This window comes from Streptomyces sp. NBC_00513 (genome assembly GCF_041431415.1).
Lineage (GTDB): Bacteria > Actinomycetota > Actinomycetes > Streptomycetales > Streptomycetaceae > Streptomyces.
The window spans coordinates 1,853,365-1,875,783 of sequence record NZ_CP107845.1 but is presented as its reverse complement, the minus strand read 5'-3'; the positions used below and the strand labels follow the sequence as shown (position 1 = coordinate 1,875,783).

The window sequence follows — 22,419 nt, the reverse complement described above, 5'->3', positions numbered from 1 at the left end:
TTGTGGCGAACAAGAACATTCCCGACCCCGGTTTCTCCGACGACGACGGCTCGGCCGATCCCGTCCTGAGTTCGGCCCTGGCCGCCTGGTCCCAGGACAAGGCGCTCGAACCGGAGGTGTTGGCCGCCCTCAAGGGCGCCCGCCTGCTGGTCCCCGTGGTCGCGGTCCTCGGCGAGGTGGAGACCGACCCGGAGACCGGGCTCAAGCGGGAGAAGACCAGCGACATGGCCGTCCCCACCCTCACGGCGGGGGACCGGCGTGCGCTGCCCGCCTTCACCTCGATCGCCTCGCTGGCGCTCTGGGACCCGACGGCCCGCCCGGTCGCGGTGCCGCTGCACCAGGCCCTGGCCGCGGCGGCCCACGAGAAGGCCGACACGATCGTCCTCGACCTGGCCGGGCCGGTGACCTATCAGCTGACCGGCCCGGCGCTGCTCGCCCTCGCGGAGGGCCGCACGGGTACGAGCCCGGTCGACGACCCCGCCGTGCGCGAGGCCGTACGGGCGGCCGTGGCCGCCGAGCCCGCCGTGCTCCGGGCCCACCTGGTCGCGGGGCGGGGCGACGCCGACGGGACGCTCGCGATCGTGCCCGCCGCCGACGCGCAGCCGGCCGCGACCGCGCGCCGGGTGGCGGAGGCCATCGCCGCCGACGAGACCCTGCGCGGCCGGCTGGTGCGCGGGCTGGACCTGGCACTCCTGCCGCCCGACGCGCCGGCCCCGCCCGGCGAGCCGCTGTACGTCCGCTGAGACGCGAACGGCGCCGGGCCCCTCGGAATCATCCGAGGGGCCCGGCGCCGTTCGCGTCCGGGGCGGGACGCGGCATGCGTCCCGGTCAGGAGAAGACGGGACCGGTGAACTTCTCGCCCGGCCCCTGACCCGGCTCGTCCGGCACCAGGGAGGCCTCGCGGAAGGCCAGCTGGAGCGACTTCAGGCCGTCGCGCAGCGGAGCCGCGTGGAAGGAGCTGATCTCGGTGGCGCTCGCGGTGACCAGTCCGGCCAGGGCGGTGATCAGCTTGCGGGCCTCGTCGAGGTCCTTGTGCTCGGAATCCGGCTTGTCCAGGCCCAGGTTGACCGCCGCGGCGCTCAGCAGGTGCACGGCCACCGTGGTGATCACCTCGACGGCGGGCACGTCCGCGATGTCGCGGGTCATGGCGTCGTAGTCGGGGGCGTGGTCGGCGTCGGTGGCGGGAGTGGGGGTCGCGTCAGTCATGTCCCACACGATAAGCCGGGCCGGGCGGCCCGCCGACCGGTGCTCGGGGTGAGCGGGTCCGGCGCACGGTGCTATATTGGGCTGACGACCGGCCGGAGACGTATGTCCCCGGCCCACAAGTGGAGGCTCCGATCTCCCACCTGACCGCCCTCCGGGGTGGCGGGTCACCGGTCAGGCGGTATCCATCGTTCCGTACGGACGATGGAAAGCTGCCCGAGTTGCGCCCCGCGTTCGCATGCGGCGGTGCTCCGGTCTTTTGGAGCCCCTGCCTGTGCCCGGCGGGGCTTTTTTCATTCCCCGCCGCGGTTGGTCTGACGACAATATCGTCAGCGGCTGTCTGCCAGGCAGTCGTGTGGTGCTACCGAGGAGGATCCATCAGCACCGAGCCCCGCATCAACGACCGGATTCGCGTTCCCGAGGTACGACTCGTCGGTCCGAGCGGCGAGCAGGTCGGCATCGTGCCGCTTGCGAAGGCGCTTGAGCTCGCGCAGGAGTACGACCTCGACCTGGTCGAGGTCGCGGCGTCCGCACGCCCGCCGGTCTGCAAGCTCATGGACTACGGCAAGTTCAAGTACGAGTCGGCCATGAAGGCCCGTGAGGCGCGCAAGAACCAGGCGCACACGGTCATCAAGGAAATGAAGCTCCGGCCGAAGATCGACCCGCACGACTATGACACCAAGAAGGGTCACGTCGTTCGGTTCCTCAAGCAGGGCGACAAGGTCAAGATCACGATCATGTTCCGTGGTCGCGAGCAGTCCCGACCGGAACTCGGTTACCGACTGCTGCAGCGCCTCGCCTCGGACGTCGAGGACCTCGGGTTCATCGAGTCGAACCCGAAGCAGGACGGCCGAAACATGATCATGGTTCTCGGTCCGCACAAGAAGAAGACCGAGGCGATGGCCGAAGCCCGCGAGGCGCAGGCCGCCCGCAAGGCCGAGCGCCAGGGTGTCGCCCTCACCGACGACGAGGCTCCTTCCGAGGACGTCGTCGAGGTGACGGAGGACGCCGACGACACGGTCGCCTCCGCCGAGGCAGCCTCCGACGAGGCGGACACCTCTCACGAGGCACCTGCCGAGGCCTGATTCCGGGGCAGCCCGTCTCGGATCACCGACACAACATGACGCTCCCGTGAGCCGGTCCCGAAAAGGGCCGGTGGGGGCGCCACCGACGAGGAGATAACGGCGCTATGCCGAAGAACAAGACGCACAGCGGTTCCAAGAAGCGCTTCAAGATCACCGGCTCCGGCAAGGTGCTCCGTGAGCGCGCCGGCAAGCGCCACCTGCTCGAGCACAAGTCGTCCCGTGTCACCCGCCGCCTGACCGGCACCGCGGAGATGGCTCCCGGCGACGCCGCGAAGATCAAGAAGCTTCTCGGCAAGTGACGCTCGCCGCTCCCACCACGGGAGCGGGACGTCAAGACCGGGACCCCATCGAATTCGGGTCGTGTGAAGACAACCACGGCCCCGCTACAAGGAGTTAAAAAGTGGCACGCGTCAAGCGGGCAGTAAACGCCCACAAGAAGCGCCGGGCGATCCTCGAGGCGGCCTCCGGCTACCGCGGTCAGCGTTCGCGCCTGTACCGCAAGGCCAAGGAGCAGGTCACCCACTCGCTGGTCTACAACTTCAACGACCGCAAGAAGCGCAAGGGCGACTTCCGTCAGCTGTGGATCCAGCGCATCAACGCCGCTGCCCGCCAGAACGGCATGACGTACAACCGCCTCATCCAGGGTCTGAAGGCCGCCAACATCGAGGTGGACCGCAAGATCCTCGCGGAGCTGGCCGTCAACGACGCCAACGCGTTCGCCGCGCTCGTCGAGGTCGCGCAGAAGGCGCTTCCGGCCGACGTCAACGCCCCGAAGGCCGCTGCCTAAGGCGTAGCCGGCCGCATCACGCGACCGGCACCCACGGACCCGCAGGCTCCACGCCTGCGGGTCCGTGTGCTTTCGCCCCGCACCGCCGGGGCGGGACCTCGCACCCCGCCACCACGTTGGCTCCCGCGACCCGCCGGGCTCCGTCCGTCGGCGAACCCCGCGGAGCCACGCTCCGGACCCCGAGAGAGAACCGCAGACACATGGGCACCCCCGAGCTGATCTCCCCCCGATCCACCCGGGTGGCCGCCGCCAGGCGCCTGGCGCGGCGCAACTTCCGCACCAAGGAGCGCCGGTTCATCGCCGAGGGCCCGCAGGCGGTCCGAGAGGCCGTCGAGCACCGCGGCCCCCAGGGCGCGTCGACCCTGATCGAGCTGTTCGCCACCGTCGAGGCGGCCGAACGCTACGCCGACATCGTCGAGGCCGCGCTCCTGGCCGGGGCGCGCGTGCACTACGCCGACGACGAGGTGCTCGCGGAGGTCTCGCAGACCGTCACCCCGCAGGGCCTGGTCGGCGTCTGCCACTTCCTGGACTCGCCCTTCGAGGACATCCTCAAGGCCGGCCCGAAGCTCGTCGCCGTCCTCGCCCACGTCCGCGACCCCGGGAACGCCGGCACCGTGCTGCGCTGCGCGGACGCCGCCGGAGCCGACGCCGTGGTGCTGACCGACGCCTCCGTGGACCTGTACAACCCGAAGTCCGTACGGGCCTCGGTCGGCTCCCTCTTCCACCTCCCGGTCGCGGTCGGCGTGCCGGTGGAGCAGGCCGTCGAAGGGCTGCGGGCCGCGGGCGTACGGATCCTCGCCGCCGACGGAGCAGGCGAGGACGACCTCGACGCCGAACTCGACGCGGGCACCATGGGCGGTCCCTCGGCCTGGGTGTTCGGCAACGAGGCCTGGGGCCTGCCGGAGGAGACCAGGGCCCTGGCGGACGCCGTCGTCAGGGTCCCGATCCACGGCAAGGCCGAGAGCCTGAACCTCGCCACGGCCGCCGCCGTGTGCCTCTACGCCTCCGCGCGTGCACAGCGGGCGCCCGGAGGGTGCCGCTCCGTGACCCCCAGCTAGTAATGTGGCGGCCCGGGGGGCCCACTGCGCTACTCGGAGATGTGGGGTACGGGGACATGAGCGTCGGTACGAACAGCACGCCGGCGGCCGCCGAGGCGGCCGGACCGCCGCCCCCGGCCGTGCCCGCCCGGGCCGCCCGGGGCGTGCCCACGCAGGCCACGCCCGCCCGCGCCGCCGACCGGCAGCAACCACCCGTGTCGGAGTTCGCCGCTCTCGCGGTCGACCCGGACGACCTGCCCGACGGCCTGGTCGTCGCCGACCACACGGGCCGCGTCATCTGCTTCAACTCCGCCGCCGCCCGCATCACCGCCCTCCCGGCGGGCGGGGCGATCGGGGCGCGGATCGACCGCGCGCTGCCGCTGGAGGACCTCGAAGGCCGCCGCTGGTGGGCGCTGACCGACCCGTACGGAGGCCTGGCCACCCGGCGCGGCCAGCCCGAGCGGAACCTCCTCCTCCCCGGCGGGCGGGAGGTCCTGGTCTCCGCGCGCTACGTGCGCACCCACCCCACCGGCCCGCTCACCCGCCTGGTGGTCACCCTGCGCGGAACCGAGGCCAGGCGGCGCACCGAACGCAGCCACGCCGAACTGATCGCGACCGTCGCGCACGAGCTCAGGTCGCCGCTCACCTCCGTGAAGGGGTTCACGGCGACCCTGCTCGCCAAGTGGGAGCGGTTCACCGACGACCAGAAGCGGCTGATGCTGGAGACCGTCGACGCCGACGCGAACCGCGTCACCCGCCTCATCGCCGAACTCCTCGACATCTCCCGGATCGACTCCGGCCGGCTGGAGGTCCGCCGGCAGCCCGTGGACGTCGCCACCGCCGTCGGCCGGCACGTCCAGGCGCTCACCGCGAACGGCCAGGCCCCCGAGCGGTTCTTCGTACGCGTCAGCCGTCCCCTGCCCGATCTCTGGGCAGACCCGGACAAGATCGACCAGATCCTCGGCAACCTCCTCGAAAATGCGGTGCGCCACGGCGAGGGAACCGTCACCATCGACGTGTCGCCGACCACCTTCGCGAACGCCGCGGGGAAGACCGAGAAGGGAACCGCCGTCACCGTGACCGACGAAGGCCCCGGGATCCCCGAAGAGTCGATGGGACGCGTCTTCACCCGCTTCTGGCGCGGCAGCAAGCGCGGAGGCACCGGGCTGGGCCTGTACATCGTCAAGGGCATCGTGGAGGCCCACGGCGGGACCATCACGGTCGGCCGCGGTCCCGACGGCGGCGCCGAGTTCCGATTTATCCTGCCCGTCGCCGCCCCGGCCTATCTCACGCAGTAACCCTGCGGAGGGTCTCGCCAGGCGGCCCACGGGCTCCTTCACCCCCGGCGACCTTTAGACTCGACCTTTGGCACCTTTGTGTCCTTGTGCAGAAACGGGTCGGTCGAGACTGTCGAGCGGGTCGCGCGGGGATCCACCAGCCAGCCATCGGAAGTACGGGAAGAGATGTCGGCACCGAACAAGTCGTACGACCCTGTCGAGGTCGAGGCACTGAAACCGGAAGAGATCGAGCGCATGCGGGACGAGGCGCTCGCCGCCTTCGCGTCCGCCGGCGACCTCGACGAACTTCGCGAGGCGAAGACCGCGCACATGGGCGACCGCTCGCCCCTGGCGCTCGCCAACCGCGAGATCGGCGCCCTGCCGCCCCAGGCCAAGGCCGAGGCGGGCAAGCGCGTCGGGCAGGCCCGCGGCGCCGTGAACAAGGCCTTCGGGGCCCGCACGGTCGCGCTGGAGGCCGAGCGCGACGAGCGGGTGCTGGTCGAGGAGGCCGTGGACGTCACGCTGCCCCACGACCGGATCCCGGCCGGCGCCCGGCACCCCCTGACCACGCTGATGGACCGCATCGCGGACATCTTCACGGCCATGGGGTACGAGGTCGCGGAAGGGCCCGAGGTCGAGGCGGAGTGGTTCAACTTCGACGCCCTCAACTTCACCCCCGACCACCCCGCGCGCCAGATGCAGGACACCTTCTTCGTCCAGGGGCCCGAGGGCACCGAGGGCGACGAGTCCGGTGTCGTGCTGCGCACCCACACCTCCCCGGTGCAGGCGCGCTCGCTGCTGGAGCGCAAGCCCCCCGTCTACATCGTCTGCCCGGGCCGGGTGTACCGCACCGACGAGCTCGACGCGACGCACACGCCCGTCTTCCACCAGGTCGAGCTGCTCGCCGTGGACGAGGGCCTGACCATGGCGGACCTCAAGGGCACCATGGACCACATGGTCCAGGAGCTGTTCGGCGAGGGCACCACCACGCGCCTGCGCCCGCACTTCTTCCCGTTCACCGAGCCGTCCGCCGAGATGGACATGCAGTGCTACGTGTGTCGCGGCGCGTCGGTGGGCAACCCCGACCGCCCGTGCCGCACCTGCTCCAGCGAGGGCTGGATCGAGCTCGGCGGCTGCGGCATGGTCAACCCCAAGGTGCTCGTCGCCTGTGGTGTGGACCCGGAGAAGTACAGCGGCTTCGCCTTCGGATTCGGCATCGAGCGGATGCTGATGTTCCGTCACAACGTGGAAGACATGCGAGACATGGTCGAGGGTGACGTCCGTTTCACCCGGCCGTTCGGGAGTGAGATCTGATGCGCGTCCCGCTTTCCTGGCTGCGGGAGTACGTAGACCTCCCCGCAGGTGAGACCGGCCGCGACGTGGCCGCCAAGCTCGTCGACGCCGGCCTCGAGGTCGAGACCGTCGAGCAGCTCGGCGCCGGGCTCAAGGGCCCCCTCGTCGTCGGTCAGGTCCTGACCATCGAGGAGCTGGAGGGCTTCCGCAAGCCCATCCGCTTCTGCACGGTCGACGTCGGTCAGGCCAACGGCACCGGCGAGCCGCAGGAGATCGTCTGCGGCGCCCGGAACTTCGCCGTCGGCGACAAGGTCGTCGTGGTCCTGCCCGGCGCGGTGCTGCCCGGAGACTTCGCGATCGCCTCGCGCAAGACGTACGGCAAGACCTCGCACGGCATGATCTGCTCCGGCGACGAGCTGGGCATGGGCGACGACGGCACGCACGGCATCATCGTGCTGCCGCACGAGCACGAGGTCGGCACCGACGCGATCGAGCTGCTCCAGCTCGTCGACGAGGTCCTCGACATCGACATCACCCCGGACCGCGGCTACTGCATGTCGATGCGCGGTGTGGCCCGCGAGGCCGCCACCGCCTACGGCCTGCCGCTGCGCGACCCGGCGCTGCTCGACGTACCCGCGCCGAACTCGTACGGCTACCTCGTCAAGATCGACGACCCGGCCGGCTGCGACCGCTTCACCGCGCGCACCGTGACCGGTCTCGACCCCGAGGCGCGCTCCCCGATCTGGCTCAGCCGCCGCCTGCAGAAGGCGGGCATGCGCCCGATCTCGCTCGCCGTCGACATCACCAACTACGTGATGCTCGAACTCGGTCAGCCGCTGCACGCCTACGACCGCTCGCGCATCGACGGCGCCATCGGTGTCCGCCGTGCCGAGCAGGGCGAGAAGTTCACCACCCTCGACGGGGTCAAGCGCACGCTCGACGCCGAGGACCTGGTGATCACCGACAACAGCGGCCCGATCGGGCTCGCGGGTGTCATGGGCGGCGCCAACACCGAGATCGCCGACTCCGTCACCGACCCCGAGACCGGCCGGGTCACGGGCACCACCGACGTGGTCATCGAGGCGGCGCACTTCGACGCCGTGTCGATCTCGCGCACCGCACGCCGCCTCAAGCTGTCCTCCGAGGCCTCCAAGCGCTTCGAGCGCGGCGTGGACCCGCAGGCCGCCGCCGCGGCCGCGCAGCGCACCGTGGACCTGCTCGTGCTGGTCGCCGGCGGCACCGCCGAGGCCGGCGTCACCGACCTCATCGCCCCGGGTGCCCCGCGCACCATCGCCATGCGCGCCGACCACCCGGACCGGGTCGCGGGCATGGACTACGGTCGCGAGACCGTCGTCCGCCGCCTCCAGGAGATCGGCTGCGACGTCTACGGGCAGGACGAGCTCGTCGTCACCGTCCCGTCGTGGCGCCCCGACCTCGCCGAGCCCAACGACCTCGCCGAAGAGGTCATCCGGCTGGAGGGCTACGGCAACCTGCCGTCGACCCTGCCGCAGGTGCCCTCCGGTCGCGGTCTGACCGCCCGGCAGCAGCTGCACCGCCGGGTGGGCCGCGCGCTGGCCGGCGCGGGCTACGTCGAGGTGCTCAGCTACCCGTTCCTGGGCGAGGGCGTCTTCGACCAGCTCCAGCTGGCCGCGGACGACTCCGCCCGCCGGGTCGTCAAGCTCGTCAACCCGATCTCCGACGAGGAGCCGGCGCTGCGCACCACGCTGCTGCCGGGTCTGCTGAACGCGCTGCGGCGCAACGACAGCCGGGGCAGCCACGACCTGGCGCTCTTCGAGACCGGTTCGGTCTTCCTCGCCGGCCCGCAGCCGGGCGTCGCCGTACGACTGCCCGTCGACCGGCGTCCCACGGACGAGGAGATCGCCACCCTCGACGCGGCCCTTCCGGCCCAGCCGCGGTACGCCGCGGTCGTGCTGGCCGGAGCGCGCGAGCAGGCCGGCTGGTGGGGCAAGGGCTACCCGGCCGGCTGGGCCGACGCCGTCCAGGCGGCGCGCTCGCTGGCCGTCGAGGCCGGCGCCGAACTCACCGTGCGCCAGGGCCGGTACGGGCCCTGGCACCCGGGCCGGTGCGCCGAGCTGCTCGTCACCCTCGACGGGGTGGAGACGGTCATCGGCCACGCCGGTGAGCTGCACCCGCGCGTGGTCAAGGCGATGGGCCTCCCGGCCCGCACCAGCGCCATGGAACTCGACCTGGACCGCCTCGCGGCGGCCGGCGGCGAGGCCCTGCGGGCGCCCCGGATCTCCTCCTTCCCGGTGGCGACCCAGGACGTGGCGCTGATCGTGGACACCGCGGTACCCGCCGCGGCGGTCGAGGACGCGCTGCGCAGCGGAGCGGGCGAACTGCTGGAGTCCCTGCGGCTGTTCGACGTGTTCACCGGTGAGCAGGTGGGCGAGGGCAAGAAGTCCCTCGCGTACGCGCTGCGCTTCCGGGCGACCGACCGCACGCTGACGGCCGAGGAGTCCACGGCCGCGCGCGACGCGGCGGTGGCCCTGGCCGGCGAGCGGACGGGCGCGGTGCTGCGGGGCGTGTGACCGCACCGCCGACACAGGCCTGCCGAGGGGCGCATCCGGATCACCGGATGCGCCCCTCGGTCGTTCGGTACAGGGGGTGGAAGCGCTGTGGGGTGCGCCGGCCGCACGCACCGGACCCGGTGGATGGGCCCGGTGCGCGTTCGGCCCGGTTCCGGCGGTTCCCGGCGACCAACCGGGCTCCGGCGGAACCGTGGCGCGCCGCCCGTCCTGCCGTGGAGTGTCGGGCAGACAACAGAACGGGCGGCGCGGTGCCGGGTCGTCGCACTGTACGAGGGGGAGCCGACGACCCGAGCGGCCTCTTCACGAGGCCCTTAAGTGAAGCGCTCCGGGGCGCCTTCGCGGCAGGGTGCGTATCGCATTTATGCGCGTACTCGTTTCACACCCCGTGTGAACCGCGCACCCATTAGCCTGATGCGGACGAGCCCTTGGAGGGCCCCCATGCAGCCCAATGCCCTGCTCGACGCCCTCCTCGCAGAGGCGGGCATGTCCCACGCCGGACTCGCCGCGCACGTCAACCAGGCGGGCCGCGGCCTCGGACTCGCGCTGCGCTACGAACACACCGCCGTCTCCCGCTGGTTGAAGGGGCAGCGACCGCGCGGCCAGGTGCCCGTGCTGATCTGCGAGGTGCTCGGCGGGCGGCTGCGCAGGCCCGTCACGCTCGACGACGCCGGGCTCGGCGCCGGAGGTCGGCCCGCGCCCCACGCGACCCCGCTGAACGGGTTCGTGGACCGGGCCGCCGCCCTGTGGCGCGCCGACGAACAGGGCCGCTCCCCGTTGCGGTCCGACGAGGCGGTCACCGGCACCTCGGCCGTCATGCCGGTCTGGGAGTGGGAGAACCCGCCCGAGGACTGCGACGTGTCCCGGGACGGCCCGCTGCGGATCGGGCCCGAGCACATCGAGGTCCTCAGGGCCGCCCGCGCGCACTACGAGTTGATGTACCGCAGGGCCGGCGGGATGGCCACCCGCGCACGGATCGTCCGCTTCCTGGGCAACGAGACCGCGCCCATGCTGCGCGGAAGCTACCCCGACGCGCTGGGCCGACAACTGCACCGGGCCACCGGCTCGTTGGTGGCGGTCGCGGGCATCTGCGCGTACGACTCGGACGCCCACGGGGCGGCCCAGCGGTACTTCCACCAGGCCCTGCGGATGGCGAAGGCCAGCGGGGACCGGGGGCTCGGGGCGTACGTGATCGCGCTGCTCGTCAACCAGTCGCTGTACCTGGGGGACCACCGGCAGGCCGTGGCGTTCGCCGAGGCCGCGCTGCGGGCCGCCGGCCGGCACACCACCCCGGCGCTGGCCGCCGACCTGCACGCGATGCAGGCCAAGGCGTACGCCCGACTCGGCGACGGGGCGGCCGCGTTGGCGTGCATCCGGCAGGCGGAGGCGGAGGCGGAGCGGATCCGACCCGGTACCGAGCCGGCGGAGACGGGATACGTGCAGCCCGGGCTGGTCAACGTTCAGGTGGCGGAGGCGCTGCTCGCCCTCGGCGACCTGGAGGCGGCCCACACCCAGGCGGAGGCGGCCGTCGGGACGCCCGCGCACGACCGCGGGCGGGTCCATCGGCTGGCGATCCTGTGCGAGGTGCAGTTGCGGCAGGGGGAGCCGGACCGGGCGGTGCCGGCGGCGGTGGAGATGGCCGAGCGGGTCCGGGGCATGGAGTCGCAACGGCTGCGGGATCGGCTGAGGGCGGTCAGGGAGAGGCTCCTGACCAGCGGTTGTGCCAGCGCGGAGGAGACCGCCCGGCTCATCGACGGGGCGCTGCGCGTTCCCCTGTAAGGGGTCGGACTGCTGCCATGTTGCCACCGACGATTCGGAAGGTGGCACAACCGTGCAGTGGATGAACCTGAGTGAGCAGACCGTGTACAAGAACCGCTGGTTCGATGTGAACCTCGCGGATGTGGAACTCCCCGACGGCCAGCACCTGGACCACTTCGTGATCCGGCTGCGTCCGGTGGCGGTCGCCACCGCCGTCAACGCGGCCAACGAGGTGCTGCTGCTGTGGCGGCACCGTTTCATCACCGACAGCTGGGGTTGGGAACTGCCCGCCGGCGTGGTCGAGGACGGCGAGGACGTGGCCGTCGCGGCCGCCCGGGAGATGGAGGAGGAGTCGGGTTGGCGGCCCGGCCCGCTCCACCACCTGATGACCGTGGAGCCCTCCAACGGGCTGACCGACGCCCGCCACCACCTCTACTGGGCGGACGGGGCCACGTACATCGGTCACCCCGAGGACGACTTCGAGTCCTCGCGCCGCGAGTGGGTCCCGCTGAAGCTGGTGCCGGACATGATCGCGCGCGGCGAGATCCCGGCCGCCAACATGGCGGCCGGGTTGCTGCTCCTGCACCATCTGCGGCTGGGCTAGTCGATCTCTTTCGGCCCGCCCCGGACGATCAGGCGTACGGGTAGAAGCCCGAACCCGTCTTGCGGCCGAGGCGGCCCGCGTCGACCATGCGCTGGAGCAGCGGGGGAGCGGCGTACAGCGGCTCCTTGAACTCCGCGTACATCGAGTCCGCCACCGAGGCCACCGTGTCCAGGCCGATCAGGTCCGCGAGCTTCAACGGACCCATCGGGTGGGCGCAGCCCAGCTCCATGCCGTTGTCGATGTCCTCGCGGCTCGCGATGCCGGACTCGAACATCCGGATCGCCGACAGCAGGTACGGGATGAGCAGCGCGTTGACCACGAAACCGGATCGGTCCTGGGCGCGGATCGCGTGCTTGCCGAGCACGTCCCGCACCAGGGCCTCGGCCCGCTTGATGGTCTCCTCGCCCGTGGTCAGCGCCGGGATCAGCTCGACGAGCTGCTGCACCGGGGCCGGGTTGAAGAAGTGGATGCCGATGACCTGGTCGGGCCGCGAGGTGGCGACGGCCAGCTTGACCAGCGGGATCGAGGAGGTGTTGGAGGCGAGGATCGCGTCCGGGCGGGTGATCACCTGGTCGAGGACCTGGAAGATCTCCGTCTTGACCTGCTCGTTCTCGACGACGGCCTCGATGACGAGGTCGCGGTCGGCGAACTCGCCGAGGTCGGTGGTGAAGGTGAGGCGGGCCAGGGTGGCGTCCCGCTCCTCCTCGCTGATCTTGCCGCGTTCGGCGGCCTTCATCAGGGAGTTGTGCAGCCGGGTGCGCCCGATCTCCAGGGCCTCGCCGGTGGTCTCGGCGACCATCACCTCAAGACCGCTGCGGGCGCACACCTCCGCGATGCCAGCGCCCATCTGGCCACAGCCCACCACGCCGACGCGTGCGATGTCGGTCGGGAGGGTAGAGAGGTCCGTCACATCGTGCCTTTCGCTGCTCATCCATCGCGGGTCCCCCGTACTGGGCAGTGGTAACTGCGTTCCGGCGCCCGCCACGCCCCCCGACGTTACCCCCGACCTTGCCCCGGCCGGCGGGCCGGGGCGGGCATGCTGGGCGCACGCAACGCATTGTCACGGAACGGAACGGAGTCGTCACATGACGTACATCGGGCGGCGGGGACTGCTGGCGGCGGGCGCGGGGCTACTGGCCTCGGCCACGGGGGCGGGACCCGCCGGGGCGGCGGGCAGGACACGACCCGAGGAGCGAAGGCCGGTGCCGACGGGGGCGCCCGCCTCCGAACTCCGGGGGATGTGGATCGCCTCCGTACAGAACGTCGACTGGCCCTCGGAGACGGGGCTCTCCGCCGCCGCGCAGCGCACGGAACTCCTCGCGCTCCTCGACACCGCCGTCGAGCGCCGGCTCAACGCGGTGGTCCTCCAGGTCCGGCCCACCGCCGACGCGATGTGGCCCTCCGCGCTGGAGCCCTGGTCCCAATGGCTGACCGGGACCCAGGGGGTCGACCCCGGCTGGGACCCGCTGGGCACGGCGGTCACCGAGGCCCACGCGCGGGGGCTGGAACTGCACGCCTGGTTCAACCCGTACCGGGTGGCCAACCACACCGACCCGACCCGGCTCGCCCCCGCGCACCCGGCGCGCCGCAACCCCGGCTGGACGGTCCCGTACGGCGGCAAGCTGTACTACAACCCGGGACTGCCCGAGGTGCGGGCCTTCGTGCAGCGGGCCATGCTCGACGCGGTCGCCCGCTACCCGGTCGACGCCGTGCACTGGGACGACTACTTCTACCCGTACCCCGTGGACGGCGTGGACTTCGACGACGACGAGGCCTTCGAGGAGTACGGCGGCTCCTTCGCCTCCCTCGCCGACTGGCGGCGGCACAACACCGACACCCTGGTGAAGGAGATGTCCGAGCAGCTCCGCACGGTCCGCCCGGGGACGAGGTTCGGCATCAGCCCGTTCGCGGTCTGGCGCAACGAGGAGTCCGACCCGCTCGGCTCCCCGACCCGGGCGGGCATCGGCACGTACGACGATCTGTACGCGGACACCCGCAAGTGGGTCAAGGAACGCTGGATCGACTACATCGCGCCGCAGGTCTACTGGCAGATCGGCCACCCCACCGCCGACTACGCCTCACTCGTGCCGTGGTGGGCGCGCACCGTCGAGGGCACGGGCGTGGACCTGTACGTGGGGGAGGCGCTCTACCGCTGCGACGCCGCGAGCCCCACCGCCGCGTGGCGCGACCCGGGAGAGCTGTCGCGTCACGTGCGCTTCGCCCGGGATCACGCGCAGGTCCGCGGCCACTGCTACTTCTCGGCGAAGCAGGTGGTCGCGGACCCCAACGGGGCGATGGCCAGGGTGGTGGCCGATCACTATCCGACGCGCGTGCCGCCGCGTTGAGCCTCGGCGTCGCCCGCCGCGTCGAGACGGGCGCGCGTCGGTCCGTGTGTCGGGTGGGTGGAGTGTCCGGGGTGGGTCGGGTGTCGGGTGTGGGCTCAGTGGGTGGGCTCGGGCGGGTGCTTGACGACGCAGTCGGGGCCCGGGGACATCACGGCCTCGTGCCCGTCCTGGAAGCGGACCCGGTAGGGAGGGGTTCCGTTCTCTCCCAGTACCTGGGTGATCTCACCCACCTTGTCGTGCTGGCCCACGATCCTGCCGTGCTGCACCAACTGGTCGCCCTCGGTCGCGCGCATAGCCGGCCTCCCTCACAAGGCGGTCTGATCCGGTGCTAGCAGTTTAGGTCGTTCCAGCACTATTTGACCCGCTGTGTCACCGCGATGCAGACGAGTACCGCACCGGCCGCCACCGGTGCGGCCGGGGACATGTGCTCGCCGAGCAGCGCCACCGACCAGACCAGCGTCAGCAGGGGCTGCGCGAGCTGGAGCTGGCTGGCCCGGGCCGCGCCGATCTCCGCCATGCCCCGGTACCAGACGTACAGCCCCAGGAAGGTCGAGCCCGCCGCCACCCAGACCAGCCCGATCACCCCGTGCGCGGTCAGGTGTACGGGCTCGTACGCCAACCCCAGCGCCGAACCGGCGAGGCTGAGCGGCAGGCACAGCACCAGCGCCCAGCCGATCACCTGCCAGCCCGGCAGCAGGCGGGCGAGCCGCCCGCCCTCGGTGTAGCCGGCGGCGCACACGAGCAGCGCCCCGAAGAGGTAGCCGTCGCCGGCCGAGAGGGAGCCGCCGCTCTGACCCAGGGTGAAGCCGAGCACGATCACCGCCCCCGCGACGGCCGCGGCCCAGAACCGCCTCGACGGCCGGGCCCCCGTGCGCAGCGAGGACACCACGGCGGTGGTCAGCGGGAGCAGGCCGACCACGACGGCGGCGTGCGAGGTGGTGGAGGTCTGGAGCGCGAGGGTGGTGAGCAGGGGGAAGCCGACGACGACCCCCGCGGCGACGACGGCGAGCCCCGCCCAGTGCGCGCGGTCGGGCAGCGGCACCCGGCGGGCCAGCAGGAAGGCGCCCGCGATGGCCGCGGCCAGGACGCTGCGCACGGCGACGAGCGACCAGGGGCCGAAGCTCTCCAGGCCCCAGGCGGTGGCGGGAAAGGTCAGCGAGAAGGCGACGACCCCGAGCCCGGCGAGAGCGGATCCGCTTCTGGCCCCGTGCTGAACCGCTATCGGGGTCGGACGAGTAGCGCTATTCTGTGCTGTCATGTACGAGCGTAGCAGTGCGGCGGAACTGGCCGAATCCCTCAAGTCGGAACTGAACCGCTACTCGGTGGGTGGAAAGCTGCCGTCGAGTCGGGCCCTCGTGGAGCACTACCGGGTCAGCCCGGTCACCGTGTCGCGCGCCCTCGCCCTGCTCGCGGCCGAGGGGCTCGTCGTCACCCGACCCGGCGCCGGGGTGTTCCGGGCCCGACCCCGCTCCGCGGAACCGGCGTCCGGGGACACCTCCTGGCAGGAGGTCACCCTCAGCGGGGAGGGCGCCGGCGACGTGGTCCCGCGCTCCGTGGACGCCTCCGGGGTGCTCGTCTCGCTGGCCGCCCCGCCGTCCGGGGTGATCGAGCTGAACAGCGGATACCTGCACCCCTCGCTCCAGCCCGAGCGGGCCATGGCGGCCGCCCTCGCCCGCGCCGGCCGCCGGCCCGGCGCGTGGAGCAGGCCCCCGGTGGAAGGGCTGCCCGAACTGCGCGACTGGTTCGCCCGGGAGATCGGCGGCGCCGTGTCGGCTGCCGACGTGCTGGTCACCGCGGGCGGGCAGAGCGCCCTGACCACCGCGCTGCGGGCACTGGCCCCGCCCGGCGCGCCGATCCTGGTGGAGTCGCCCACCTACCCCGGGCTGCTCGCCATCGCCCGTGCCTCCGGCTGCCGTCCCGTACCGGTCCCCGTCGACGCCGAGGGGGTCCGCCCGGAGCTGCTGGCGGCCGCCTTCGAGGCGACGGGCGCCCGCGTCTTCGTCTGCCAGCCGCTGTTCCAGAACCCGACCGGCTCCGTCCTCGCGACCGCGCGCCGCGCCGAGGTCGTACGGATCGCGCGCGCGGCCGGGGCCTTCGTGGTCGAAGACGACTACGCGCGAAACCTGGCCCACGAGGACGCCGGCCCGCTGCCCTCCACCCTCGCCGCCGACGACGCCGACGGGGTCGTCGTCCACGTCCGCTCGCTCACCAAGGCGACCTCGCCCAGCCTGCGCGTGGGAGCGCTGGCCGCCCGAGGTCCCGTCCTCGACCGGCTGCGCGCCATCCAGGTCGTGGACAGCTTCTTCGTCTCCCGCCCGCTCCAGGAGGCCGCCCTCGAACTGGTCGGCGCGCCCGCCTGGCCCCGGCACCTGCGGGCCGTCGCCGCCGAGCTGCGGCACCGCCGGGACGTCCTCGCGGGCGCCCTGCGCCGGGAACTGCCCGCCCTGACCCTCCCCCAACCGCCCTCCGGCGGATACCAGTTGTGGCTCCGGCTCGCGGACGGCGCGGACGAGGCCGCCTTCGTCGCGTCGGCCCTGCGCGCCGGCGTCGCGGTCGCACCCGGCCGCCCGTACTTCGGCGCGGAACCGCCGGGGCCCTACGTACGGCTCAGCTTCGCCGGCGTCGCCGGCGCGGGCGAGCTGACCGAGGCCGCCCAACGGCTGCGATCCGGCCTCGGCCCCCACGCGTGACACCGCCCCGCAATTCGGTTGAGGGGCGCGCGAGCCCCGCCTAGCCTGCGCCCATGACCGGCATCGAGATCACCACCCTGGCCCGGCGTCCCGAACTGGCCGCCCGGCTCTGGGACATGAAGGACCCGTGGCCCCCGTTCGCCGGCCACGACTCGCTGGCCTGGTTGCTGTACCCGCGCATGGTGGCCGAGTTCCCCGACCACGTACTGGTCGGCACGGACGGCGACGCGGTGGTCGCCAGGGCGTTCAGCCTGCCCTTCGCCCTGCACGCGCAAGGCCGCGGCGCCGGCGTGCTGCCCGCCCGCGGCTGGGACCAGGTCCTGCTGTGGGCCTTCTCCGACCTGCGGCGCGGGGTGGCACCCGACACGGTCAGCGCCATCGAGATCACCGTCGCCGCCGACCGGCAGGGCGAGGGGTTGTCGGGGCTGATGCTCGCGGCCATGCGGGACAACGCCCGCGCCCGCGGCTTCGCCGAGGTCGTGGCCCCCGTACGGCCGAACGGCAAGCACGCCGAGCCGGACACCCCGATGGACGAGTACGCGTACCGCACCCGCGAGGACGGTCTGCCCCACGACCCGTGGCTGCGGGTGCACGTCCGCGCGGGGGCCGTCATCGACTCCGTGGCGCCGCTGTCCATGACGGTCAGCGGGTCCCTGGCCGACTGGCGGGAGTGGACCGGGCTGCCCTTCGACACGACCGGCCCGGTGCGGGTGCCCGGCGCGCTGTTGCCCGTCCGTTGCGAGGCGGAGCAGGGGTACGCCGTGTACGTGGAACCGAACGTGTGGGTGAGGCACTCGCTCGGCTGAGGCGACCGGGTCGGGGTCGGTCGGCCGGTCGGCCGGCCGGCTGGTCCCGGTCCCGGTCCTGGCCCCCGTCCCGGTCCCGGTCAGACGATGGGCTCGCCGATCCCCACCAGGTTCCCCTCGCTGTCGCGGAACCAGGCGGCGCGCTCACCCCGAGCGCCCTTGCTCGGGTAGTTCCCCTCGATCTCGGCGATCCCGTCCTCGGTGTGCAACCCGGGCGCGTCGACCTCCTCGAACCGCACCCCGCGCCGCCGGAGCTCCGACACGACCGACGTCAGGTCGTCGACCACCCATCCCATCTGGGTGAACGTGCCGGGAGACGCCCCCGTGGACGCGAACAGGACGAACTCCGTGCCCCCGCACCGGTACAACAGCCCACCGGGCCGTTCGTCCACGGGCTCCAGGCCGAGCCGCTCGGCGTAGAAGCGCCTCGCCCGCTCCAGGTCCTGCGCGGGCAGCCGGGTCGCGACGTGTCCCCGGGCCAGAATGTTGCCGTCGTCAGCGTTCACGACACCACTGTGCCGCGCGCCGCGACCGAACCGCGGGCGACATGCGCGGACCACGATTGGACGGCGCGGCGCCGTGCGCCGGCGATGCCCGGCGAGACGCGAGGATGCTTTGCATAAACGTGCATAGATACGTATAGTCATGCCATCGATGAGGAGGGTCCGATGGTGGTACGTGTAGCGGTGGCCGGAGCGAGCGGATACGCGGGCGGTGAAGTCCTGCGCCTGCTGCTCTCGCACCCCGAGGTCGAGATCGGCGCGCTGACCGGCAACTCCAACGCGGGCCAATCCCTCGGAACCCTGCAACCGCACCTCGTGCCCCTCGCCGACCGGACCCTGGAGGCGACCACGCCCGAGGTCCTCGCCGGACACGACGTCGTCTTCCTCGCCCTGCCGCACGGCCAGTCCGCCGCCGTCGCCGCCCGCCTCGGCGAGGACGTGCTCGTCGTCGACATGGGCGCCGACCACCGGCTCAAGGACTCCGCCGACTGGGACCGGTTCTACGGCGCTCCGCACGCCGGGACCTGGCCCTACGGACTCCCCGAGCTCCCCGGCGCCCGCGCCGCGTTGGAGCGGGCCAAGCGTATCGCCGTTCCCGGCTGCTTCCCGACCGCCGTCTCGCTCGCGCTGTTCCCGGCCTACGCCGCCGGGCTCGCCGAGCCGGAAGCCGTGATCGTGGCGGCCACCGGCACCTCCGGCGCCGGCAAGGCCCTCAAGTCGCACCTGCTCGGCTCCGAGGTCATGGGCTCCGTCAGCCCGTACGGAGTGGGCGGCGGTCACCGCCACACGCCCGAGATGGTGCAGAACCTCAGCCCCCTCGCGGGCCGGCGGGTCTCGGTGTCCTTCACGCCCACCCTGGTGCCCATGGCCCGGGGCATCCTCGCCACCTGCTCCGCCAAGGCCCTCCCCGGCACCACCGCCGACGCGGTCCGCGCCGCGTACGAGAAGGCCTACGCCGACGAGCCCTTCGTACGCCTCCTCCCCGAGGGGCAGTGGCCCGTCACGAAGTCCGTCCACGGCTCCAACGCCGCCCAGGTGCAGGTGGCGTACGACGAGTCCGCCGGGCGGATCATCGCGATCAGCGCCATCGACAACCTGACCAAGGGCACCGCCGGCGGCGCGGTGCAGAGCATGAACATCGCCCTCGGATTCGACGAGGGCCTGGGCCTTTCCACGATCGGAGTCGCACCGTGAGCGTCACGGCAGCACAGGGATTCACGGCGGCGGGCATCGCCGCCGGAATCAAGGCGAACGGCAGCCCTGACCTGGCCCTCGTGGTCAACAACGGGCCGCGACTGGCAGCCGCGGGCGTCTTCACCTCCAACCGCGTCAAGGCGGCGCCCGTGCACTGGTCCGAGCAGGTCCTGCGCGGCGCCGCCGTCAGCGCGGTGATCCTCAACTCCGGTGGCGCCAACGCCTGTACCGGCCCCAAGGGCTTCCAGGACACCCACGCCACGGCGGAGAAGGTCGCCGAGGCGCTCGGCGGCGAGCACAACGCCGGCGAGATCGCCGTCGCCTCCACCGGCCTGATCGGCGTCCTGCTCCCCATGGACAAACTGCTCGCCGGCGTCGAGACCGCGGTCACCGCCCTCTCCGCCGACGGCGGCGAGGACGCGGCCATCGCCATCAAGACCACCGACAGCGTGCACAAGACGGCCACCGTCACCCGGGACGGCTGGACCGTCGGCGGCATGGCCAAGGGCGCGGGCATGCTCGCCCCGGGACTGGCCACCATGCTCGTCGTCCTCACCACCGACGCCGACCTGGACGCCCCCACCCTCGACAAGGCGCTCCGCGCCGCCACCCGCACCACCTTCGACCGGGTCGACTCCGACGGCTGCATGTCCACCAACGACACCGTGCTGCTGCTCGCCTCGGGCGCCTCCGGCCGGGTGCCCGAGTACGAGTCCTTCGCGGAGGCCGTACGGACGGTCTGCGACGACCTCGCCCGGCAGTTGATCGGCGACGCCGAAGGCGCGAGCAAGGACATCCGCGTCGAGGTCGTCGGCGCGCTCAGCGAGGACGACGCGGTCGAGGTCGGCCGGTCCATCGCCCGCAACAACCTGCTCAAGTGCGCCCTCCACGGCGAGGACCCCAACTGGGGCCGGGTGCTCTCCGCCATCGGCACCACCCGGGCCGCCTTCGACCCGGACCGGTTGAACGTCGCCATCAACGGCGTCTGGGTGTGCCGCAACGGCTCGGTCGGCGAGGACCGCGACCTGGTCTCGATGAAGGACCGCGAGGTCCGCATCACCGCCGACCTGGCGAACGGCTCCGAGTCCGCGGTGATCTGGACCAACGACCTGACCGCCGAGTACGTCCACGAGAACAGCGCGTACAGCTCATGAGCACCGCGAGGAAGCACACCGCGCTCCCCAAGGCCGAGATCCTCATCGAGGCCCTGCCCTGGCTGACCCGCCACAACGGCAAGATCGTCGTGATCAAGTTCGGCGGCAACGCCATGATCGACGAAGACCTCAAGGCCGCCTTCGCCCAGGACGTGGTCTTCCTGCGCCAGGCCGGGCTGCGGCCCGTCGTGGTGCACGGCGGCGGACCGCAGATCAACGCCCAGCTGGACAAGCAGGGCCTGGTCAGCGAGTTCAAGGCGGGCCTGCGCGTCACCACGCCGGAGGCCATGGACGTCGTACGCATGGTGCTGGCGGGGCAGGTCCAGCGCGAGCTGGTCGGGCTGCTCAACCAGCACGGGCCGCTCGCGGTCGGCATGACCGGCGAGGACGCCCACACCATCACCGCGACCAAGCACAGCCCGCAGATCGGCGGTGAACTCGTCGACATCGGCCGGGTCGGGGTGATCACCGCCATCGAGACGGGCGCGATCGAGGCGCTGCTGGCCGACGGCCGGATCCCCGTCATCTCCTCCATCGCGCGCAGCGCCGACGACCACCACGTCTACAACGTCAACGCCGACACGGCGGCCGCGGCCCTCGCCGCCGCGCTGGGCGCCGAGACGCTGATGGTCCTCACCGACGTCGAGGGCCTGTACGCGGACTGGCCGAACAGCGACGAGGTGATCAGCCGGCTCACCGTCGGCGAGCTGGAGAAACTGCTGCCCGAGCTGTCCAGCGGCATGGTGCCCAAGATGGAGGGCTGCCTGCACGCCGTGCGCAACGGCGTGAACACCGCCCGCGTGATCGACGGACGGGTCCAGCACTCGATCCTGTTGGAGATCTTCACCGACGAGGGAATCGGCACGATGGTCGTGCCCGACGCACAGGGAGGGGAACCCGCATGACCGGCGGAAACCAGGAGACCGGCAACCAGCGCTACGGCGCCCGTTGGCGGGGCGCGCTGACCGACAACTACGGCACCCCGGCGCTGGCCCTCGTGCGCGGCGAGGGCGCTCAGGTCTGGGACGCGGACGGCAGGCAGTACACCGACTTCGTCGGCGGCATCGCGGTCAACGCCCTGGGCCACGCGCACCCGGCGATCGTGTCGGCCGTCACCTCGCAGATCTCCACCCTCGGCCACGTCTCCAACCTGTACGCCTCCGGGCCGGTGTTGGCGCTCGCCGAGCGGCTGCTCCAGCTCTTCGACCGCCCGGGCCGGATCTTCTTCTGCAACTCCGGCGCCGAGGCCGTCGAGGGCGCCTTCAAGATCGGCCGGTTGACCGGTCGGACCCACATGGTGGCCACCGACGGCGGCTTCCACGGCCGGACCATGGGCGCCCTCGCGCTCACCGGCCAGCCCAAGAAGCAGGAGCCCTTCCTGCCCCTGCCCGGCGAGGTCACGCACGTCCCCTACGGCGATGTGGAGGCCCTGCGGGCCGCCGTCACCGAGGAGACCGCACTGGTGATCATCGAGCCGATCCAGGGCGAGAACGGCGTCGTCGTCCCGCCCGCCGGCTACCTGACGGCCGCCCGTGAGATCACCCGGGCCACCGGAACCCTGCTCGTGCTCGACGAGGTGCAGACCGGCGTCGGGCGGTGCGGCCAGTGGTTCGAGCACCAGGCCCACGAGGGCGTCGAGCCCGACCTCGTCACGCTCGCCAAGGGCCTGGGCGGCGGCCTGCCGATCGGCGCCGTCGCCGCCTTCGGCCCGGCCGCCGACCTGCTCCGGCCCGGCCAGCACGGCACCACCTTCGGCGGGAACCCGGTCGCCTGCGCCGCCGGCCTCGCCGTGATCGACACCATCGCCGCCGACGGCCTGCTCGACCGGGTCAAGGCACGCGGCGAGCGGCTGCGCTCCGGGATCGAGGGCCTGGGCCACGGCCTGGTCTCCCACGTCCGCGGCGCCGGCCTCCTGCTGGGTATCGTGCTGACCGAGCCGCTCGCAGCCCTGGTGCAGCAGGCGGCTCAGGACGCCGGCTTCCTGGTGAACGCGCCCGCCCCCGACGTCGTACGGCTGATGCCCCCGTACGTACTGACCGAGGCCGAGGCGGACGCGTTCCTCCGGGCCCTGCCCGGCGTGCTCGACGCAGCCAAGGACGCAGCCAACGGGGACGGACGAACCGGGGAATGAGACGAC

Annotated in this window: 22 protein-coding genes; 17 read left to right on the top strand and 5 right to left on the bottom strand. The window is 72.5% G+C overall.

What is annotated here, in order from left to right:
• Window positions 1-2: 2 nt before the first annotated feature.
• The gene (locus OHA84_RS08930; protein WP_266972299.1) at window positions 3-743 is read left to right on the top strand and encodes an SseB family protein; all 741 of its coding nucleotides are present in this window, start codon (window positions 3-5) and stop codon (window positions 741-743) included.
• An 85-nt stretch (window positions 744-828) separates the two neighbouring features.
• On the opposite strand, the gene OHA84_RS08925 is transcribed toward OHA84_RS08930, so the two are convergent.
• Window positions 829-1,206 carry a DUF1844 domain-containing protein gene (locus tag OHA84_RS08925; protein ID WP_053681953.1) on the bottom strand — a complete coding sequence of 126 codons (378 nt, stop codon included), beginning with the start codon at window positions 1,204-1,206 and terminating at the stop codon, window positions 829-831.
• Between the two features lie 350 nt (window positions 1,207-1,556).
• On the opposite strand from OHA84_RS08925, the gene infC reads away from it, so the two are divergent.
• The 9 genes from infC to OHA84_RS08880 all read left to right on the top strand — a co-directional run bounded on the left by infC (window position 1,557) and on the right by OHA84_RS08880 (window position 11,590).
• Window positions 1,557-2,288 (top strand): translation initiation factor IF-3, encoded by a 732-nt coding sequence (gene infC, locus OHA84_RS08920; RefSeq protein ID WP_053681915.1) that lies wholly within the window; start codon window positions 1,557-1,559, stop codon window positions 2,286-2,288.
• Between the two features lie 104 nt (window positions 2,289-2,392).
• Entirely contained in the window at window positions 2,393-2,587 is a 195-nt protein-coding gene (gene rpmI / locus OHA84_RS08915) for a 50S ribosomal protein L35 (RefSeq protein WP_030387121.1), read from the top strand.
• A gap of 101 nt (window positions 2,588-2,688) precedes the next feature.
• Window positions 2,689-3,075 (top strand): 50S ribosomal protein L20, encoded by a 387-nt coding sequence (gene rplT, locus OHA84_RS08910; RefSeq protein WP_007263143.1) that lies wholly within the window; start codon window positions 2,689-2,691, stop codon window positions 3,073-3,075.
• 200 nt (window positions 3,076-3,275) lie between these two features.
• Window positions 3,276-4,133: an RNA methyltransferase gene (locus tag OHA84_RS08905; RefSeq protein WP_266951291.1), complete on the top strand. Its 858-nt coding sequence runs from the start codon at window positions 3,276-3,278 to the stop codon at window positions 4,131-4,133.
• Window positions 4,134-4,189: 56 nt separating this feature from the next.
• The gene (locus tag OHA84_RS08900) at window positions 4,190-5,410 is read left to right on the top strand and encodes an ATP-binding protein (protein ID WP_053681917.1); all 1,221 of its coding nucleotides are present in this window, start codon (window positions 4,190-4,192) and stop codon (window positions 5,408-5,410) included.
• A gap of 165 nt (window positions 5,411-5,575) precedes the next feature.
• Window positions 5,576-6,703, top strand: a complete 1,128-nt coding sequence (gene pheS, locus OHA84_RS08895; RefSeq protein ID WP_053681918.1) for a phenylalanine--tRNA ligase subunit alpha — start codon at window positions 5,576-5,578, stop codon at window positions 6,701-6,703.
• The gene (pheT, locus tag OHA84_RS08890) at window positions 6,703-9,231 is read left to right on the top strand and encodes a phenylalanine--tRNA ligase subunit beta (RefSeq protein WP_053681919.1); all 2,529 of its coding nucleotides are present in this window, start codon (window positions 6,703-6,705) and stop codon (window positions 9,229-9,231) included. The genes pheS and pheT overlap by 1 nt, the downstream gene beginning before the upstream one ends.
• 438 nt (window positions 9,232-9,669) lie before the next feature.
• Window positions 9,670-11,007 (top strand): hypothetical protein, encoded by a 1,338-nt coding sequence (locus OHA84_RS08885; protein ID WP_053681920.1) that lies wholly within the window; start codon window positions 9,670-9,672, stop codon window positions 11,005-11,007.
• A 61-nt stretch (window positions 11,008-11,068) separates the two neighbouring features.
• Entirely contained in the window at window positions 11,069-11,590 is a 522-nt protein-coding gene (locus OHA84_RS08880) for an NUDIX hydrolase (protein WP_371591584.1), read from the top strand.
• 28 nt (window positions 11,591-11,618) lie between these two features.
• Here OHA84_RS08880 and OHA84_RS08875 read toward each other — a convergent pair whose 3' ends face one another.
• Window positions 11,619-12,521 carry a 3-hydroxybutyryl-CoA dehydrogenase gene (locus tag OHA84_RS08875; RefSeq protein WP_266972306.1) on the bottom strand — a complete coding sequence of 301 codons (903 nt, stop codon included), beginning with the start codon at window positions 12,519-12,521 and terminating at the stop codon, window positions 11,619-11,621.
• 154 nt (window positions 12,522-12,675) lie between these two features.
• Here OHA84_RS08875 and OHA84_RS08870 point away from each other — a divergent pair, with 154 nt between their 5' ends.
• Window positions 12,676-13,935, top strand: a complete 1,260-nt coding sequence (locus OHA84_RS08870) for a glycoside hydrolase family 10 protein (protein WP_266972308.1) — start codon at window positions 12,676-12,678, stop codon at window positions 13,933-13,935.
• A gap of 95 nt (window positions 13,936-14,030) precedes the next feature.
• On the opposite strand, the gene OHA84_RS08865 is transcribed toward OHA84_RS08870, so the two are convergent.
• The gene (locus OHA84_RS08865; protein WP_053681924.1) at window positions 14,031-14,228 is read right to left on the bottom strand and encodes a DUF1918 domain-containing protein; all 198 of its coding nucleotides are present in this window, start codon (window positions 14,226-14,228) and stop codon (window positions 14,031-14,033) included.
• Window positions 14,229-14,287: 59 nt separating this feature from the next.
• Complete coding sequence (locus tag OHA84_RS08860; RefSeq protein ID WP_266972310.1) at window positions 14,288-15,193, bottom strand: DMT family transporter; 906 nt, start codon at window positions 15,191-15,193, stop codon at window positions 14,288-14,290.
• Between OHA84_RS08860 and OHA84_RS08855 the strand changes: the two genes are divergently transcribed.
• A complete protein-coding gene (locus OHA84_RS08855) occupies window positions 15,192-16,625 on the top strand; it encodes a PLP-dependent aminotransferase family protein (protein ID WP_266972312.1) in 1,434 nt (477 codons plus the stop codon). The two genes, OHA84_RS08860 and OHA84_RS08855, sit on opposite strands and share 2 nt — an antisense overlap.
• A gap of 53 nt (window positions 16,626-16,678) precedes the next feature.
• Complete coding sequence (locus tag OHA84_RS08850) at window positions 16,679-17,431, top strand: hypothetical protein (protein ID WP_053681926.1); 753 nt, start codon at window positions 16,679-16,681, stop codon at window positions 17,429-17,431.
• 80 nt (window positions 17,432-17,511) lie between these two features.
• Here OHA84_RS08850 and OHA84_RS08845 read toward each other — a convergent pair whose 3' ends face one another.
• Entirely contained in the window at window positions 17,512-17,937 is a 426-nt protein-coding gene (locus OHA84_RS08845; RefSeq protein WP_053681927.1) for a VOC family protein, read from the bottom strand.
• 162 nt (window positions 17,938-18,099) lie between these two features.
• On the opposite strand from OHA84_RS08845, the gene argC reads away from it, so the two are divergent.
• The 4 genes from argC to OHA84_RS08825 are packed head-to-tail and all read left to right on the top strand — an operon-like array spanning window position 18,100 to window position 22,413.
• Window positions 18,100-19,128 carry an N-acetyl-gamma-glutamyl-phosphate reductase gene (argC, locus tag OHA84_RS08840; protein WP_053681928.1) on the top strand — a complete coding sequence of 343 codons (1,029 nt, stop codon included), beginning with the start codon at window positions 18,100-18,102 and terminating at the stop codon, window positions 19,126-19,128.
• The gene (gene argJ, locus OHA84_RS08835; RefSeq protein WP_053681929.1) at window positions 19,125-20,282 is read left to right on the top strand and encodes a bifunctional glutamate N-acetyltransferase/amino-acid acetyltransferase ArgJ; all 1,158 of its coding nucleotides are present in this window, start codon (window positions 19,125-19,127) and stop codon (window positions 20,280-20,282) included. The genes argC and argJ overlap by 4 nt, the downstream gene beginning before the upstream one ends.
• Window positions 20,279-21,187, top strand: a complete 909-nt coding sequence (gene argB, locus OHA84_RS08830) for an acetylglutamate kinase (protein WP_053681930.1) — start codon at window positions 20,279-20,281, stop codon at window positions 21,185-21,187. Before argJ ends, argB begins: the two co-directional genes overlap by 4 nt.
• On the top strand, window positions 21,184-22,413 hold the full coding sequence (locus tag OHA84_RS08825; protein WP_053681931.1) for an acetylornithine transaminase: 1,230 nt from the start codon (window positions 21,184-21,186) through the stop codon (window positions 22,411-22,413). The genes argB and OHA84_RS08825 overlap by 4 nt, the downstream gene beginning before the upstream one ends.
• The last annotated feature ends 6 nt before the right edge of the window (window positions 22,414-22,419 follow it).